Below are 13,696 nucleotides of genomic sequence, written 5' to 3'. Positions count from 1 at the left end.
ATCCGTAGAGTTTTGTACAATTGCATAAAATAATGATATTCAACAATCTGGCCCGTTCGTAATATGAGGTTAGCCAGTTTTTTAAAGTGTACCCTTTGTAAAGGACATTTTGAAAAAGGTTAGGCAACTTCTTGAAGCTGCAGTCTGTATTTTACAGGCGGCAGCTTTTTTAAATCCCACTGACCTCGATAATGGTTATAATAGATCATATAGCTTTTCACTTCTTGTTTTACGTCTTCCAATGTCTCACAATCTTTTATATTCGTCTCATCTTTAAAATGCCCAAAGAATGATTCTTGAGGTGCGTTGTCCCAACAGTTTCCTCGGCGTGACATCGATTGACCTAAGCCCATTTGTTTCACGAGTTTTTGGAACGCTGGATTGGTATAATGAAAACCTTGGTCTGAGTGGATGAAGGCGTCCTGAGCTAGATGCTTTAGCTTTTTCAGTTTTTTCAAAGTGTCGAGCACAATTTCCATTGTGATGCTATCTGCTACTTCATACGCCAAAATCTCATTCGTCTCAGCGTCTTTAATCGTTGATAAATAAGCACGTTTACCATTTTTATATGTCAAATACGTGATATCTGTTAAGAGGACTTTACCAGCCACGCCTTGTTTAAATTGGCGTTCGAGCATATGTGGACACGTACGATGTTCTTGTGTGGCTTTGGCTAGACGACGGTAAGGATTCGCTTTACGAATTGGACAGATAACCCCGAACTTCTTCATAATGCGGCGAATTCGCTTCAGATTATAGGTAATACCATATTGATGGTGAAGCGTCATTTTGATTTGACGTGCGCCTTTGTGACGTCGTCGGAATCGATACGCTTTTAAAATCACTTCCTTTACGACTTCATCTGCTTGGTGTTTCATCGCTCTTTTTTGAAGAGATTCTTCCTTAAAATAGTTATAATAGCCTGAGCGTGATACCTCCAACACTTCACAAAGATAGCGTACCATTCGCTTCAATCCATACGTTTCAATCGTTTGACCAATCAGTTCAAATTTCAGTTCTGGTGCGAGTTTTATTTCTTTTTCAACATCTGCCTTTCGAGTAAATCGATCTTTTTTAATAGTTCGTTTTCAGCTTCTAGTAAACGCATTTTTGCTTCAAGTCGTGCATACTTTTCCTCTATACTTAATTCTCGCTCGATAGGACGTCCTGTACTGTGTTTTCGAGAATCTTCTAAACCGGTGATTCCACGTTTTTTATAAGCTGTTCTCCACCTAGTACCTGCTCTGTGAATACGTGTTATACCAATCGCTTCCACGTCAAATCCCGCTTCTTCAAAAATTTCTCTTGGTAATTTTCCTGTTTCAGATTGTGCAATAAATAAGCGTTTAAACTCATCCGTATACGTAATCGCTTTATTGCTCACAGCTTTTACATACGGATTCTTTTTTAATTCATTTTGTTGGTGGGGTGTTAAAAAGTTCTTAGTCATAGTAGTGGCTCCGAATCTTGTTTTTTTCAATTATAAACAAAAATGCCCTATAAGATGACCTTTTTCAAGTGTCTATCTTATAGGGTACAGTTTATTTTCTGGTTGACCTTTTTCTTTTAGGTCTTATTATAACGGTAGTCGGGGTAGAACGTCTGGCCCGTGGGACTAGATCCCGTCCGCAAAACTGTTCACCCCCTACTTGTATAAACATGTTTCGAGCTGGTTGGGACAAGGATCCCGTTTAACAAGCGAACCTATGACATTACAAGCAGCTTTAGGGGTTACCGACGAATTTAGTTTTCTTTAGGAGGAGATGTAATTATGAATCCAGTCGTTGGTCTGGATGTTTCAAAAGGAGAAAGTCAGGTTCAAGCCTTTTTAGATAAAGGCAAACCATATCGTAAGAGCTTTAGTATTAAACATACTCTTGATGGTTTAGGAAGTTTATTAGAATTTCTAAGGGATATTGAAAAATTGGCTGCTGGTAAGCAACCTTCGGTTATTTTAGAATCTACAGGTCAGTACCATATGCCTGTCATTCAATTTTTGGAGGAGCAACAGTATGTCTATATTATTGTAAACCCACTTATCTCTCATCGAGCTAGAAGTACAAATTTACGAAAGGTAAAGACAGATGCCATTGATGCCTATCATCTATGTGAACTGTATTATAAGGAAGAGTTAGAACCATATAAAAAAAGAGGAATTCAACTCTTAAATCTTCGTAATCTCACGAGACAACAAGAAACGATATCAAGCACATCTGCACAAACGAAATTACAGCTACAATCGATTTTAGATCAGGTATTTCCTGAATATAGAGGTGTCTTTGGGAATCTGTATTCAAAAATCTCGTTACAGATTCTATCACTCTTTCCAACTTCAGAAGAGGTTCTAAGAGTCAGTGAATCTGATCTTACTGATAAAATCGCGGAATTATGTACAACCCGTTCAGAAAAATGGGCAAAAGAAAAGGCAATTAAATTGAGAGAAGCTGCATTACGTAATCCATTTCAAAACAACTTGTACCAAAGCCATATCTTTAACCTAAGAATGTTTATTAACATTGTTCTTCAATATCAAGAGCACCTATCAAAGTTAGCAGCAGAAATAGATGCCCTCGCTAAAGAAATTGAAGAATATGAGATAATCCAGTCTATCCCTGGTGTTGGAGAAAAGATTGCGGCAACAATCATCTCTGAAATTGGAGAGATAGAACGGTTTAACCATCCTAAAAAGCTAGTAGCATTCGCCGGGATAGATCCTAGCGTTTACTCTTCTGGTCGGTTTACTGCTTCCGTCAATCGCATAACCAAAAGAGGTTCTAGCAGGTTAAGACAAGCGTTGTTTATGGCTGTACAATGCGGTATAAGAGATGCACGTAAGCAAAAAACAAGTGAAGAAATAATCCCTAGAAATAAGAAATTAAGAGAGTTCTACGATAAAAAACGCGAAGAAGGAAAGCCTTTTAGAGTAGCCATAATTGCATGTGCTAATAAGCTTTTACATTGGATTTATGCCCTACTTAAAAGGAAAGAAGCCTTCCAAAATGCGGTTTAAAAATCACATTTAAGTACATTGAGAAAAACCTTCCAATTTTAAAGAGGAAGGCTTATTTGCTGTACCCTTTTTTAGTATATCATGCGAGTTTTAATTTTTTTATTGAAAAATCTTGACAACTATTAGCTGGTTTTGTTGAACAAAAAAATCCTGCATTTCAACTCAGGATTTTTAATCAAACTTTATTATAAATGATCAATCTTTGTTTTAAACGTTCAATCTTTTATATAAAACTACACCAAGTATAGCTTATAATCAACGGATGTTCCATTTACCTCATTTTAAATTCAAAGTAAGTCTTAACAGCACTTCGTAAACTGGTTGTTCCATCATAAATAGTTTTGTAACCCTTTTTACCTTCAAATGGTATTGAATGTAGTGGTTCACGACATTTCTGTTCATCATCTTTTGTATAGGTTAACTTGCGAATTAAGCTTTGCCCTTTATTATGTTTGAAATGTATATCCAAATCTCCTTCATACTTTTCAACTTTTCTACATCTAGAAATATAATCTTTTACTACTCTTTGAGAGAGAGGGAGCTTTTCCAAATACATAGAGAATTGATTATTCATTTAAAACCCCTCCAATTTATTGATAAGTTTATCTTTGGAGCAAGAAGAACATTGTTTAACCTCTCTTTTTAAAAGTCCTTGTTTTTTTAACTTATTACAAATTTGATTGACTTGTTGTCTTGGTTTAATATCCAACTTTTCAGATAGACAATCATCACAATATAAATCATTTTCACTGTTAATAAAGTTTTGGACAATCTGTACATTAGACATAAGTTAATATCTCCTTCCTTAAAAAGAGAACTTTGCTTACAATTATATAAGCCTTCCACTATACTTCCATTAAAACAGAGATAATGTCTGTTGTTGCAACTCCTCGGATTCATTATTTCTATCTTCCTCACGGTACGGATTCACATAGAAAATACAATCCACTATATTTGATGATTCATCCATAATAAGATTTCCTTTATCCACTTGTTTCTTCAAAGCCAGTAATACGTCAAAATATATGAAGGGACGATGCATAATGCCTACAGAAAAATGCTTATTAAAGCCAAAATCATTAGCCATAATATGACTAATTGCTACCGCGCTATGTTGACCGTTCAATACAAGTAAATATGCTACTTCATCGAAAGCAGCATTATAGCCAAGCTGTGCTTTTACTGATTCAATTAGTTTGTCTTCTATCATCTTTTTTTCTTGTGACAATTTTTCTATACGTTCGTTTTCCTGCTGCTGTCTTTTGATTTCAATTTCGCGTTGAGCCTTTCTTCCAGCCTCTAAAGTGGCCTCAATTTTTTTCTTTTCCTGAAGTAATTCTTCAATTCGTCTTCTTTCTTTCTGGCGCTCTTCAAGGTCAACTTCACGCTGAATTTTACGTTGTTCTTCCTCTAATGCTTCCATTTGTTTTTCAAAATATTTATTTAACCTATTGATTTGTCGATCTAAAAATGGAATATTCATTTCAAAATGCTTTTTAATGCTTTCAGAAACTACTGTTTTATCAGGGATTCTATTGTAGTATTCGTGGTAGTACACATTATTATTTATTTTCCATAAAAGTTCATCTAGTTCATAATCAATTTTATCTAACTCATTTATAACGCCATCTATTTCATTAACCTCAATATTTAAAAATGCACTCAAATGATCCTTCCCATATTGAATTTTTGTCCGAGTCACTTGATGTTCAACGGTAAACATATATCGTAGTCGTCGACCACAGGCGCATCGCCCATCTAGATTACCTGGACCAAAATCATTGTAATCGGATATCAACCAATCTACGACATTCATCTCATCTTCTTGAAGGGTTATATCTATGGACTTGAGTGCTGTGATTTTTTCTTCTCTCATAACGTTTTCAAATACTGTCCGTCTACTACGTTTCATTTCGTTTTCTAAAAAATTCCGTTGTTCTATAGTTAATACTGATAGCTGTTGCTCTCTTTCCTCCGCAGAAAGCTTTTTATACATAAACACATCCCTACTCTCTTTAAAAGTGGAACGAATAAGTTCTTGAATGTCACTGTGACTATGTAGAACCAGTTCATTATCCATATTATTACTTCTTTTATATATATTACTTACATTATAACAAATTAAATTATGCTTTGTTCTATTGCTACTGATGGAGAAACAGTATTTTTTTGTTTAGTTTTTTTGAATATCTTATAAGATATGATGGCCATTATTTATAACTTAAAGGGTTTCATTCTTTCTTTGATAGAAAGAAAAACATAACCAACTTCACACTATCCTCATCGATGAGGAAAGTATAATAGAAAAAATAATAGAGAAAAAACAGCGCATAGTAATCAATATAGTATTCATATATTAATAGAGAGCAATCACTATGCTCGCAAAGCCAATGATAGCAAGGCCTTGACGACTTATTAATTTTTGGAAATGGTTTATCCTCTAAAAATGACGAAAAGGAATGATTTATTCACACAATCACTTCAATTATCCACGAAATGAGCAATCTTCAAGATAAGTCATCCACATAACTAAATGGATTTAATTTTCAAAAGTCGACTATTCCACAGCTCGAATTGGATTGAAATGCCATCAAAAAAGGTAGGCTCCTGGATATTCTCCTGGTCCTACCAACAAATTTTCTATTCTTCTATTTTTGAAAGATATACATGGTCAAGATACATGTTTGCCTGCATGACAAATAGCCCTTTCTGAATACTTTTTTCAGAAAAGGCTCTTATTGAAACTGCTCGGGTACATCCCAATTTGCATCTTTGTACGAGCTAGCGATGAGATAGCGTAACGGCTGCTCCTCTTGGAAAATACGTTTTGTCTGAAGCCGTAGGGTCTTGCGGAAGTACGCCCCTAGAACTTGAATATTACCAGTTTGACGTTCAATATCTCGCACACTTGCGCTTAAAATGTCAGCCATGACAGCTTTCACTGTAGACATTGCGTTTTCATTCGCTTCCACCGCATAATACATTGGCGTAATGATTTCTTGCTTGCAAGCATACTGCATATCCTGTAACTCATCGCTTGTATAACGTACACTGCTGGATCTTAATAAAGAAGATAATGTATTGTGTTCAGATGCCTGGAATTGGTCGAACTTGGCATCGTGCTTCCTTTCTCTGTAGACGTTTTCTACAAACGCCAATTCAAATAGACCTTCTATTTCTTGTTTAACCTGGATCAAACTATTCTTGCCATAGAATACACGTTTTAACCACTTATTAAACACATGCTTAGACTGTTTTAATTTATTGAATAACGTGATTTTCTTACGTTTTAATCATTGTTTACTCTTACGTTTATATTCCCTATACAGGCCATTTATAAGGTCCAATAAGCCTAATAAACCACGTACATCACGGCCTTTAATAAAACCTCTTAAAAAGCCACTTCTAAAAATTGCTATTGGTACAAAAAAATACCCAGGTATCGTTTGTTTAATTATATTCCTTCACAATCTCTTCTAATTTAAAAAGGTTTTACCGAAAAAGAAAAAAGTTGAAATTTTCAAAAGTCTTTTACCTGTATCCATTATCTTTAAAGTTTTTCTACATATTTTTGCTTTGTTGTAGAAGTTTAGATTCCCCTGTCCGTTCCCATTCTTCCACTGTCTCATATGCCTCTACTGGAGAATATCCTTTACCTACTAGAACTCCCATAAGAATAAATTCCTGAAGAATGTGTGTTGGATTTACTCCTCTTTGAACATCCTCTAATCCTTCATTTACCAAGAATTCCGTGTACCGCACCCATTCATCTGGAGTCTTGCCAGAAATAACTGTATTTCCATTACTATTATTTTTATCCTTTGCACTAGCCATTGCTACAGCTTTAGTAGGGTGAACGGTTCCAAACGGATGGTTAGGCGGAGCATAGATAGAATAAAGTTTTAGTGGAACACTACCTATATTTGTTAAATTATGCCATGTTCCAGCAGGGATAAAAATAGCAAAATCATCATGGACATTTCTTTTAAAGGTTAAATTATCTTTACTCTTGCCCATTTGAGTTACCCCTTGACCCTGCTCTATACGCAAGAATTGATCCACATTAGGATGCATTTCTAATCCAATATCTTCTCCGGGATTTAGACTCATTAATGTTAGCTGTAAATGCTTTCCTGTCCATAAAGCTGTACGATACGTATTGTTTTGCTTTGACGCCTCGTTAATATTAATAACAAATGGGTTAGCTCCATAATCTTTTAACATTATTTCATTAGAAGCATGACCATAAGGGTATGTCCAGTAATTCGGGTATTCCATATAATGATGGATTGATATATTTCCATAATAAGGGATTTGGTGTGGATACCCGTTAGATTGATAATACATTTAATTCATTCCCTTCACAGATTCATCATATTATCATATGCAATTGTTTTAGAAACGTCTTTCATTAAAAATTAGTTTTATGTATATCCAAAAAAACAAGAAATTTTGTCAAAGTAGCAATGATTACTGTTAAAGAAAATTTCCCCATATATCTATTAAATTTTTTAGGTTTTTTGCATTGTTGAAGATTTTAGAATACCCTGTACTTTCTCATTCCTCGACTGTCTCATATGCTTTTTCAAGAGAATAGCTTTCTCAGCCCTCATTATATATGAATGCTTTTTAAAAGTGTTAGGCTAAAAAACAAACATATTGACTAGCTAACCGTATACTAGCTTAGAAAGAGGAATGGAGGCAATCTAATATGCAAAATGGTAGCGGTCCGATGGGAATGAATTTAACTAGTGACACTCATCTAATAGAAGACGTTTCAAGAGCAATTAATTTAGAAGTTCATACTTATAATTTTTATCAAAGATTAATTCAATTAACTCCCAATGAACAGTTCAGACAGATTATTTTAAGAATACAGCACGATGAAATAAAGCATTATCATTGGTTCACAATGATTTTAAGGATGATGGGTGGACAAGAACCACAAATTACGTTTGGGGAAATACCAAGAGATTTTAAACAAGGTGTCCAAAAAGCGATTCAAAATGAATTAGAGGCTTCTGCTTATTATCAGGATATTGCATCAAAAGCAACAACTCATTATGTTCAAATGCACTTTATACATGCCTCACATGATGAACAACGACATGCAACTTGGTTACAAAATATATTGATGATGGACAATATGAAAATGAATAATTCAAGTTCAGGAGAAATTCTAGAAGGTTTAAAGGTAGCTGAAAATCCCGCTTTCCCAATAGGAAGTAAAGCTATTATAAATGCTGAACATATGCCTAACATGAAAGGAGCTGAAGCTACAATCATAGGTGCTTATGATACAACTGTGTATATGGTAGATTATATTTCTACTACAGGAGAAATGGTTAAAAATCATAAGTGGTTAGTAGAAAGTGAACTATCACCAAAATAATTCGGTATTATTTTACTGATTGTACAGAAAACTTAATAATTGATAAAAAACCCTCCTCAAAAAGAAGGACTTTAATCAATTATTGAGCCAACTTTCTATACATTTCCGCACATTTGCAACAAATTTTTGCATATTCTTGGCAATATGCATATTGAAATTTTCAACAATGCTATGCACATGATTCACAAATTTCTGTACATATGTTGCAAAATTTGCTTAGTAATAGCACTATTACAAGACATTAACACCACCGCTTGTAAACAAATCTCTGTACAATCATTTAACCTTTCCAAGCAATTAATAATCAACAACAAAATTCAAAATATCTTCAATAGATAATTAGCCAAGAGTCGTAGTCCTCTTGGCTTTTATTATTTATTTTAAAAAAAATATAACTTTATCAATTGTTTGTCGTATACTCTTGGAGCTTTTTACACAAGTTAATTCACATCTTTTAGAGTCTGCCTTTATAAAAAATAGAATGCATATGGAAGAGTTAACAATGATGTTACGCGAACAAGCTATTTTCTCCGTACAAGATGTACAATATGCATTACTTGAGACAGATGGTAAACTCAGTGTTTTACCAAAAACTTCTGAACAGGTTGCGACAAAACAGGGTGTCAAAGCAGATATATCACAAGCCTACCTACAAACATTTTGGATTTGATAGAACTTATCTCTTTTATTTATCCGTCCATAGAACTTTGTAAAAATATGCAAGTTCAGCTCCTTCAATACCCGGGGGTAGTTCCCCATTTCTGCCTCTACCAGAATATAGTTCGTTTTTAGTAGTGCCTAGCCACGCTGTTAAATAAATAGGTTTATTTTTTTCTAAAGTCATTTTTTCGTCAATTAGTAAGCTGAAAGATGAAGTTGTCATGTTATTCGAATAAAATGTTGTGGCAAGCCCAGAAGGTATACCATTTAACAGTTTTAAAGAATGGTCTTCGTCCCTACTGTCACTTATTCCAAAAGAAATAAGGCTATCATTATATTTTGTTTCGAGTTCACCCCAAGTCTTTAGTAACTCCTCTTTAAACTTCCCATTTTCAAACACTTCCACTGAAAATTGCAAATCATCATCTTCTTTCAAAGTGCCATTCAACTTGAAAAAATTAATTTGCTCTACACCTGTTTTACTGATGAGTAAGGTTTCTTTTTCACTCATGTTGTAGGGCTCAATGGTTATTTTAGTATCTGATGGGGATTTTTCCTTTTCAACTCCTGCACATCCAATTAAAAACAACAAGGTGAACATTATTAACAAGCTGTAACCTGTAAAGTACCGCATTTTCGCCCTCCCATTTACGAGTGTTTCATTAAATTATTTCAAATTATACCCATTTTTGCAATAAGCATTACTACCTTCAATGACCCTATAGCAAAAAAACAACTACTCTCTACATGAGTGTTTTAATTGAAATTAAAGTTGTCCTGTCCTAGCTTTCGCTTAGCTGAGCGTATATCGATGGTAGGTAATAGCTCGAAGAATATTTCCATCAAAAATTATATCATTTAATCTTTTTAACTCATTGAACAATAATACTTTTTCTAACAGTTATAGATGCATCAAGCATTTATTTAAAAAGAACAGTATCCAAATACCTTTGCTGTTGCTTTGGCTTCTGCTTATATCTTTGATAAAGCTCCTGATGTGTAGGATAGGGTGACAAGTTTACATTAAGTTTTTATGATTAAATAAAAATAAAAACATCTTACGCATTCTGTAGGGATTCCTTTAAAAAAATAAACTAATAAGTGCTAAAATAGCAGGTCCACCTTGTTTTAATAGAATCGATTTAGAGCTTGTTAAGCTACCATACAAAGCGACAATAATTACAAAGATTAAAAAAATGGCGACCATTTCCGTTTGCTGATGTGACAAAAATAATCCATACAATAAGGCGATCGCAATCAGACCATTATAAACGCCTTTATTTTTGAAAAGAACTTGAACATTTCCATTTTCTAACGCTACTTCAGACAGATTAAATGTTCTTGCTGTTCTTTTAGAAGTAGTAGCAAACGTTTCTAAATACATAATATACAAATGCTCAGCTGCTACGACTAAGCTTAAAATAAAAGTTAATGAAGACATCCTATTCACTCCTAAAAAATCTTTAAAAAAGCAATGTCCTCACGTGTATCAAGGACATTGCTTGAAATTATTTATTAAAGCGAACAATGCGGTCTATTGGTAGGCGTGAAGAACCATATGCTGGGGCTGCCGCTTCACCAATGGCTAATAATAAGATAGGAATTTCATTTGCTGGTAATTCCATGTATTCAGCGAATTTTGCTTTATCAAACCCACCCATCGGAACGGTATCATAGCCCATTTCCTTCGCTAATAGCATGATTTGCATCGATACTAAGCCAGCATCAAAATGTACGATATTTTCTAATGTTTTTGTTGGTGCTGAACCATACATTGTCAGCGCATCTTGTGCAAGCTTATTGGCAATTGGTTCTGGCATATAGCCCAGCTCCACATTTTTTGCATAGATTTCCTCAGCATTTACATACATCTCTATATCACCAATGACAGCAATAATAGCAGAGGCTGTTTCGATTTGCTCTTGATTAAATGAAAAGAAGTTAATATTCTTCTGAATTTCCTTATCATCAATCACAAGAAAGCGCCATGGCTGCATATTACTTGAAGAAGGTGCTGAAGTAGCATCCTGCAACAGCTGCATGATTGTTTCACGCGGAATTTTAGTCTCTGCATTGTATTTACGAACAGATTTACGCATTTGCATAATTTGTTTTAATGATGTAGTTGATAACATGTAGTTTCCCTCTTTTCACAATTTAAACTGCTTTTATTGTTACATTAATATTGCCCATTGTGGCTTTTGAATATGGGCACACCGTATGTGTGACCTCTAATAATTCCTGTGCTTCCTCCACTGCTAGTCCTTCAATATGCCCTTCGATTTCCACTGCAAGCACATAGTCAAAAGAAGCTTGCTCCATTAATTTCACTGTTACTTTAATTGTTGATGCATTTTTTAGTTTCTTTTGGCGTTTAATTAAATCTAATGCACTATTAAAGCAAGCACTATAGCCAGCCGCAAATAATTGTTCTGGGTTTGTCACATCGGCTAATTTGGAGCCTGGTGGTGCAATTTTTAACGATAAAGATTGATCTTCTGCATAGGATGTGCCACTACGGCCACCTTCATTAATCATTGTAGTTGCGTATAATTCTTTCATAACTGAAAACCCCTTATCTTTTGTTATTAATTAAATTGTATACAATCTAATTTCCACAAATTGAATTGTACACAATTTAATTGCGTTTGACAAGTAGGAACTTTATTTTTAATATAAATGGTAGAAGAAGAACTTTAAGAGGGGATTTTTATGCCTAATCATTTAGATAATCAGCTGTGCTTTCTTTTGTATGCAACATCAAAGGAAATCACTCGGCAATATACATTATTATTGAAGCCTTACGATCTTACTTATACAGGCTATATCACTTTATTAGCTTTAGAGGAAAACGAACAGATAACGGTGAAAGAATTGGGCCAACGTTTATTTTTAGATTCAGGAACATTAACACCGTTGTTAAAAAAATTAGAGGCAAAGAATTACATTTGTCGTGAGCGTTCTAAGGAGGACGAACGATTAATGAAAATATATTTAACTAAGGAAGGCGTAGATGTAAGAAGGAAACTACCTGAAGTGTCCCGCCAAGTGATGAAGCAATCTAATATCTCGGAGCAGCAATTTGTACAACTGAAAAATGTACTTCAAGATATCGTTTACAACGACTGGAAAATAAAAGATGAAAACTAACGCATAGCTATTCCATTAATAGGATTAGTCTCCCCATCAGCAAACCTAATAAAGTAGACCTGTCAGTGCAAATAAGAAGGTTGGAGCTACATCGGCTTCAATCTTTTTTGTTTTTCTCTCCCTCATCTCTTCAAATTGTTAATAATCATGTGACTATAGTTGAGGTGTTTGGATGAAAACAAGGACAAATAAACATAAATGCCCCCATCGAAAACGTTTGGAAATTACTTGATGGCTCTTTAGCTGATATGCAGAAGATTATGCCACAGGTAATTGAAAACAAGCCTGTAAAAGTAACGGAAGAAGTGGTTGGCAGTTATTTATCGCCAAAAATATAAAGAAGGAAAACGTATCGAAGCGTATGAATTCGAATACACCTGATAAAAAAATATTGAAAGTACTCGCTAATATGTTTGAAATTACGGCTTACTATGACTTAAACAAAATAAATGAAACAGTGACTTCCTTTACTTATACCGTAACAAATAATGCGTTAAAATGGTTCGTCAAATTATTTTTATTGTTTGCATCGGACAAAGAAGTCGTACAATTTTTAGAACGGGTCAAAACAGTTGCTGAAGCGCAAGATTAGCACCTAAAAAATAACCGTAGAACTCCCCATGAGGTGAGCTTCTACGGTTTATTTATTACTAAAAGTCTGAACCTGTAATTTCTTTTAACTTACCGTTTTCTTTAATCTTTTTAAGGCCTTCATTTAACTTATCTAAAAGCTCTTTGTTCCCCTTTTGAACCATGAAACCATAGTATTCTTTTTCGAAGGAATCATCTTTAATTACTTTGATTTTGTCATTTGGATGTGCCTTGATATATTCATAAACAACTGAATTATCTCCAATCGCCGCTTCTACGTTGCCATTCAGCATCTCTTGAATAGCAATTGGTTGATTTTCGAAAGCAAAAATGTTGGGACTAGATTCACCCTGTAGCTTTTTGGCAGCCATATGACCAGTTGCATTAATTTGTACTGAAATCTTTTTGTCTTTTAATTCATCCAATGATTGGATCTTTGAATCTTCTTTCACCACGATTAATAATTGAGATTCGTAATACGGCTCAGTAAAATCAAATGTTTCCTTACGCTCGTCCGTAATGGTAATCCCTGCACCACCAATATCTGTTTCACCATTTTTAATTGTTTGGAATACAGGCTCCCAACCAATACTTTCCCACTTCACTTCAAAATCCATTTCATCCGCGATTGCTTGTAGCACATCCACATCAATCCCTACAATATTCCCTTTATCATCAAGAGAAACGATAGGTGCAAATGTAGCCTCAGTACCTACCTTATAAACTTTTTTACTATCTCCATCACCTGATGATGTATTGTCTTTCGAGCCGCAACCCGCTAAAACTAGCGTGAAAGCTGCCATAATTGTAAGCAACACCATTAAATTTCTTTTCATAGCCCATCCCCCTAGTATGATATTTTTTCCATAATGCGTATTATTTTTCGCAATTCG

Annotated in this window: 16 protein-coding genes; 5 read left to right on the top strand and 11 right to left on the bottom strand. The window is 34.5% G+C overall.

Annotated features, from left to right (window positions below):
* Positions 1 to 119 precede the first annotated feature (119 nt).
* Positions 120 to 1,450, bottom strand: a protein-coding gene (locus PSR12_RS10395; RefSeq protein ID WP_446720643.1) for an IS3 family transposase whose coding sequence is annotated in 2 segments (ribosomal slippage) — positions 120 to 1,063 and positions 1,063 to 1,450 — 1,332 coding nt in all. Because the reading frame shifts where the segments join, the coding sequence is not laid out codon by codon here.
* Positions 1,451 to 1,771: 321 nt separating this feature from the next.
* On the opposite strand from PSR12_RS10395, the gene PSR12_RS10390 reads away from it, so the two are divergent.
* Positions 1,772 to 3,010 (top strand): IS110 family RNA-guided transposase, encoded by a 1,239-nt coding sequence (locus PSR12_RS10390; RefSeq protein ID WP_274773064.1) that lies wholly within the window; start codon positions 1,772 to 1,774, stop codon positions 3,008 to 3,010.
* Positions 3,011 to 3,281: 271 nt separating this feature from the next.
* Here the strand turns inward: PSR12_RS10390 and PSR12_RS10385 are convergent, their stop codons facing one another.
* The 5 genes from PSR12_RS10385 to PSR12_RS10365 all read right to left on the bottom strand — a co-directional run bounded on the left by PSR12_RS10385 (position 3,282) and on the right by PSR12_RS10365 (position 7,357).
* Positions 3,282 to 3,584, bottom strand: a complete 303-nt coding sequence (locus tag PSR12_RS10385) for a hypothetical protein (protein WP_274773063.1) — start codon at positions 3,582 to 3,584, stop codon at positions 3,282 to 3,284.
* Entirely contained in the window at positions 3,585 to 3,797 is a 213-nt protein-coding gene (locus PSR12_RS10380; RefSeq protein WP_274773061.1) for a MarR family transcriptional regulator, read from the bottom strand.
* A gap of 69 nt (positions 3,798 to 3,866) precedes the next feature.
* Positions 3,867 to 5,090: a hypothetical protein gene (locus tag PSR12_RS10375; RefSeq protein ID WP_274773059.1), complete on the bottom strand. Its 1,224-nt coding sequence runs from the start codon at positions 5,088 to 5,090 to the stop codon at positions 3,867 to 3,869.
* A 655-nt stretch (positions 5,091 to 5,745) separates the two neighbouring features.
* A complete protein-coding gene (locus PSR12_RS10370; RefSeq protein ID WP_274773057.1) occupies positions 5,746 to 6,168 on the bottom strand; it encodes a hypothetical protein in 423 nt (140 codons plus the stop codon).
* A 403-nt stretch (positions 6,169 to 6,571) separates the two neighbouring features.
* The gene (locus PSR12_RS10365) at positions 6,572 to 7,357 is read right to left on the bottom strand and encodes a cupin domain-containing protein (RefSeq protein WP_274773055.1); all 786 of its coding nucleotides are present in this window, start codon (positions 7,355 to 7,357) and stop codon (positions 6,572 to 6,574) included.
* 364 nt (positions 7,358 to 7,721) lie between these two features.
* Between PSR12_RS10365 and PSR12_RS10360 the strand changes: the two genes are divergently transcribed.
* Both PSR12_RS10360 and PSR12_RS23870 read left to right on the top strand, forming a co-directional pair.
* A complete protein-coding gene (locus PSR12_RS10360; protein WP_274773053.1) occupies positions 7,722 to 8,402 on the top strand; it encodes a DUF1541 domain-containing protein in 681 nt (226 codons plus the stop codon).
* A 361-nt stretch (positions 8,403 to 8,763) separates the two neighbouring features.
* A complete protein-coding gene (locus tag PSR12_RS23870) occupies positions 8,764 to 9,072 on the top strand; it encodes a YetF domain-containing protein (RefSeq protein WP_446720652.1) in 309 nt (102 codons plus the stop codon).
* Between the two features lie 15 nt (positions 9,073 to 9,087).
* Here the strand turns inward: PSR12_RS23870 and PSR12_RS10350 are convergent, their stop codons facing one another.
* From PSR12_RS10350 to PSR12_RS10335, 4 genes are all read right to left on the bottom strand, one after another.
* The gene (locus PSR12_RS10350) at positions 9,088 to 9,696 is read right to left on the bottom strand and encodes a hypothetical protein (RefSeq protein WP_257522053.1); all 609 of its coding nucleotides are present in this window, start codon (positions 9,694 to 9,696) and stop codon (positions 9,088 to 9,090) included.
* Between the two features lie 447 nt (positions 9,697 to 10,143).
* A complete protein-coding gene (locus PSR12_RS10345) occupies positions 10,144 to 10,503 on the bottom strand; it encodes a DUF1304 domain-containing protein (RefSeq protein WP_274773048.1) in 360 nt (119 codons plus the stop codon).
* Between the two features lie 67 nt (positions 10,504 to 10,570).
* Positions 10,571 to 11,197 carry a nitroreductase family protein gene (locus tag PSR12_RS10340; RefSeq protein WP_221679850.1) on the bottom strand — a complete coding sequence of 209 codons (627 nt, stop codon included), beginning with the start codon at positions 11,195 to 11,197 and terminating at the stop codon, positions 10,571 to 10,573.
* Positions 11,198 to 11,219: 22 nt separating this feature from the next.
* Positions 11,220 to 11,624: an Ohr family peroxiredoxin gene (locus PSR12_RS10335; RefSeq protein WP_004228436.1), complete on the bottom strand. Its 405-nt coding sequence runs from the start codon at positions 11,622 to 11,624 to the stop codon at positions 11,220 to 11,222.
* A 150-nt stretch (positions 11,625 to 11,774) separates the two neighbouring features.
* On the opposite strand from PSR12_RS10335, the gene PSR12_RS10330 reads away from it, so the two are divergent.
* Positions 11,775 to 12,212, top strand: a complete 438-nt coding sequence (locus PSR12_RS10330; protein ID WP_054549302.1) for a MarR family winged helix-turn-helix transcriptional regulator — start codon at positions 11,775 to 11,777, stop codon at positions 12,210 to 12,212.
* Positions 12,213 to 12,573: 361 nt separating this feature from the next.
* Positions 12,574 to 12,804 (top strand): hypothetical protein, encoded by a 231-nt coding sequence (locus PSR12_RS23830; protein ID WP_306831351.1) that lies wholly within the window; start codon positions 12,574 to 12,576, stop codon positions 12,802 to 12,804.
* 58 nt (positions 12,805 to 12,862) lie between these two features.
* On the opposite strand, the gene PSR12_RS10320 is transcribed toward PSR12_RS23830, so the two are convergent.
* Positions 12,863 to 13,639, bottom strand: coding sequence for a basic amino acid ABC transporter substrate-binding protein (locus tag PSR12_RS10320; RefSeq protein ID WP_004228443.1), 777 nt, complete (start codon positions 13,637 to 13,639; stop codon positions 12,863 to 12,865).
* Positions 13,640 to 13,696 lie beyond the last annotated feature (57 nt).

Source organism: Lysinibacillus sp. G01H (assembly GCF_028872195.1).
Lineage (GTDB): Bacteria > Bacillota > Bacilli > Bacillales_A > Planococcaceae > Lysinibacillus > Lysinibacillus capsici.
The sequence above is the reverse complement of the archived record's forward strand: the minus strand, read 5'-3'. Positions and strand labels throughout refer to the sequence as shown.

Coding starts and splice junctions, on each gene's coding strand:
- PSR12_RS10390 (WP_274773064.1), top strand. CDS start 1,772: ATGAATCCAGTCGTTGGTCTGGATGTTTCAAAAGGAGAAAGTCAGGTT.
- PSR12_RS10385 (WP_274773063.1), bottom strand. CDS start 3,584: ATGAATAATCAATTCTCTATGTATTTGGAAAAGCTCCCTCTCTCTCAA.
- PSR12_RS10380 (WP_274773061.1), bottom strand. CDS start 3,797: ATGTCTAATGTACAGATTGTCCAAAACTTTATTAACAGTGAAAATGAT.
- PSR12_RS10375 (WP_274773059.1), bottom strand. CDS start 5,090: ATGGATAATGAACTGGTTCTACATAGTCACAGTGACATTCAAGAACTT.
- PSR12_RS10365 (WP_274773055.1), bottom strand. CDS start 7,357: ATGTATTATCAATCTAACGGGTATCCACACCAAATCCCTTATTATGGA.
- PSR12_RS10360 (WP_274773053.1), top strand. CDS start 7,722: ATGCAAAATGGTAGCGGTCCGATGGGAATGAATTTAACTAGTGACACT.
- PSR12_RS10350 (WP_257522053.1), bottom strand. CDS start 9,696: ATGCGGTACTTTACAGGTTACAGCTTGTTAATAATGTTCACCTTGTTG.
- PSR12_RS10345 (WP_274773048.1), bottom strand. CDS start 10,503: ATGTCTTCATTAACTTTTATTTTAAGCTTAGTCGTAGCAGCTGAGCAT.
- PSR12_RS10340 (WP_221679850.1), bottom strand. CDS start 11,197: ATGTTATCAACTACATCATTAAAACAAATTATGCAAATGCGTAAATCT.
- PSR12_RS10335 (WP_004228436.1), bottom strand. CDS start 11,624: ATGAAAGAATTATACGCAACTACAATGATTAATGAAGGTGGCCGTAGT.
- PSR12_RS10330 (WP_054549302.1), top strand. CDS start 11,775: ATGCCTAATCATTTAGATAATCAGCTGTGCTTTCTTTTGTATGCAACA.
- PSR12_RS23830 (WP_306831351.1), top strand. CDS start 12,574: ATGAATTCGAATACACCTGATAAAAAAATATTGAAAGTACTCGCTAAT.
- PSR12_RS10320 (WP_004228443.1), bottom strand. CDS start 13,639: ATGAAAAGAAATTTAATGGTGTTGCTTACAATTATGGCAGCTTTCACG.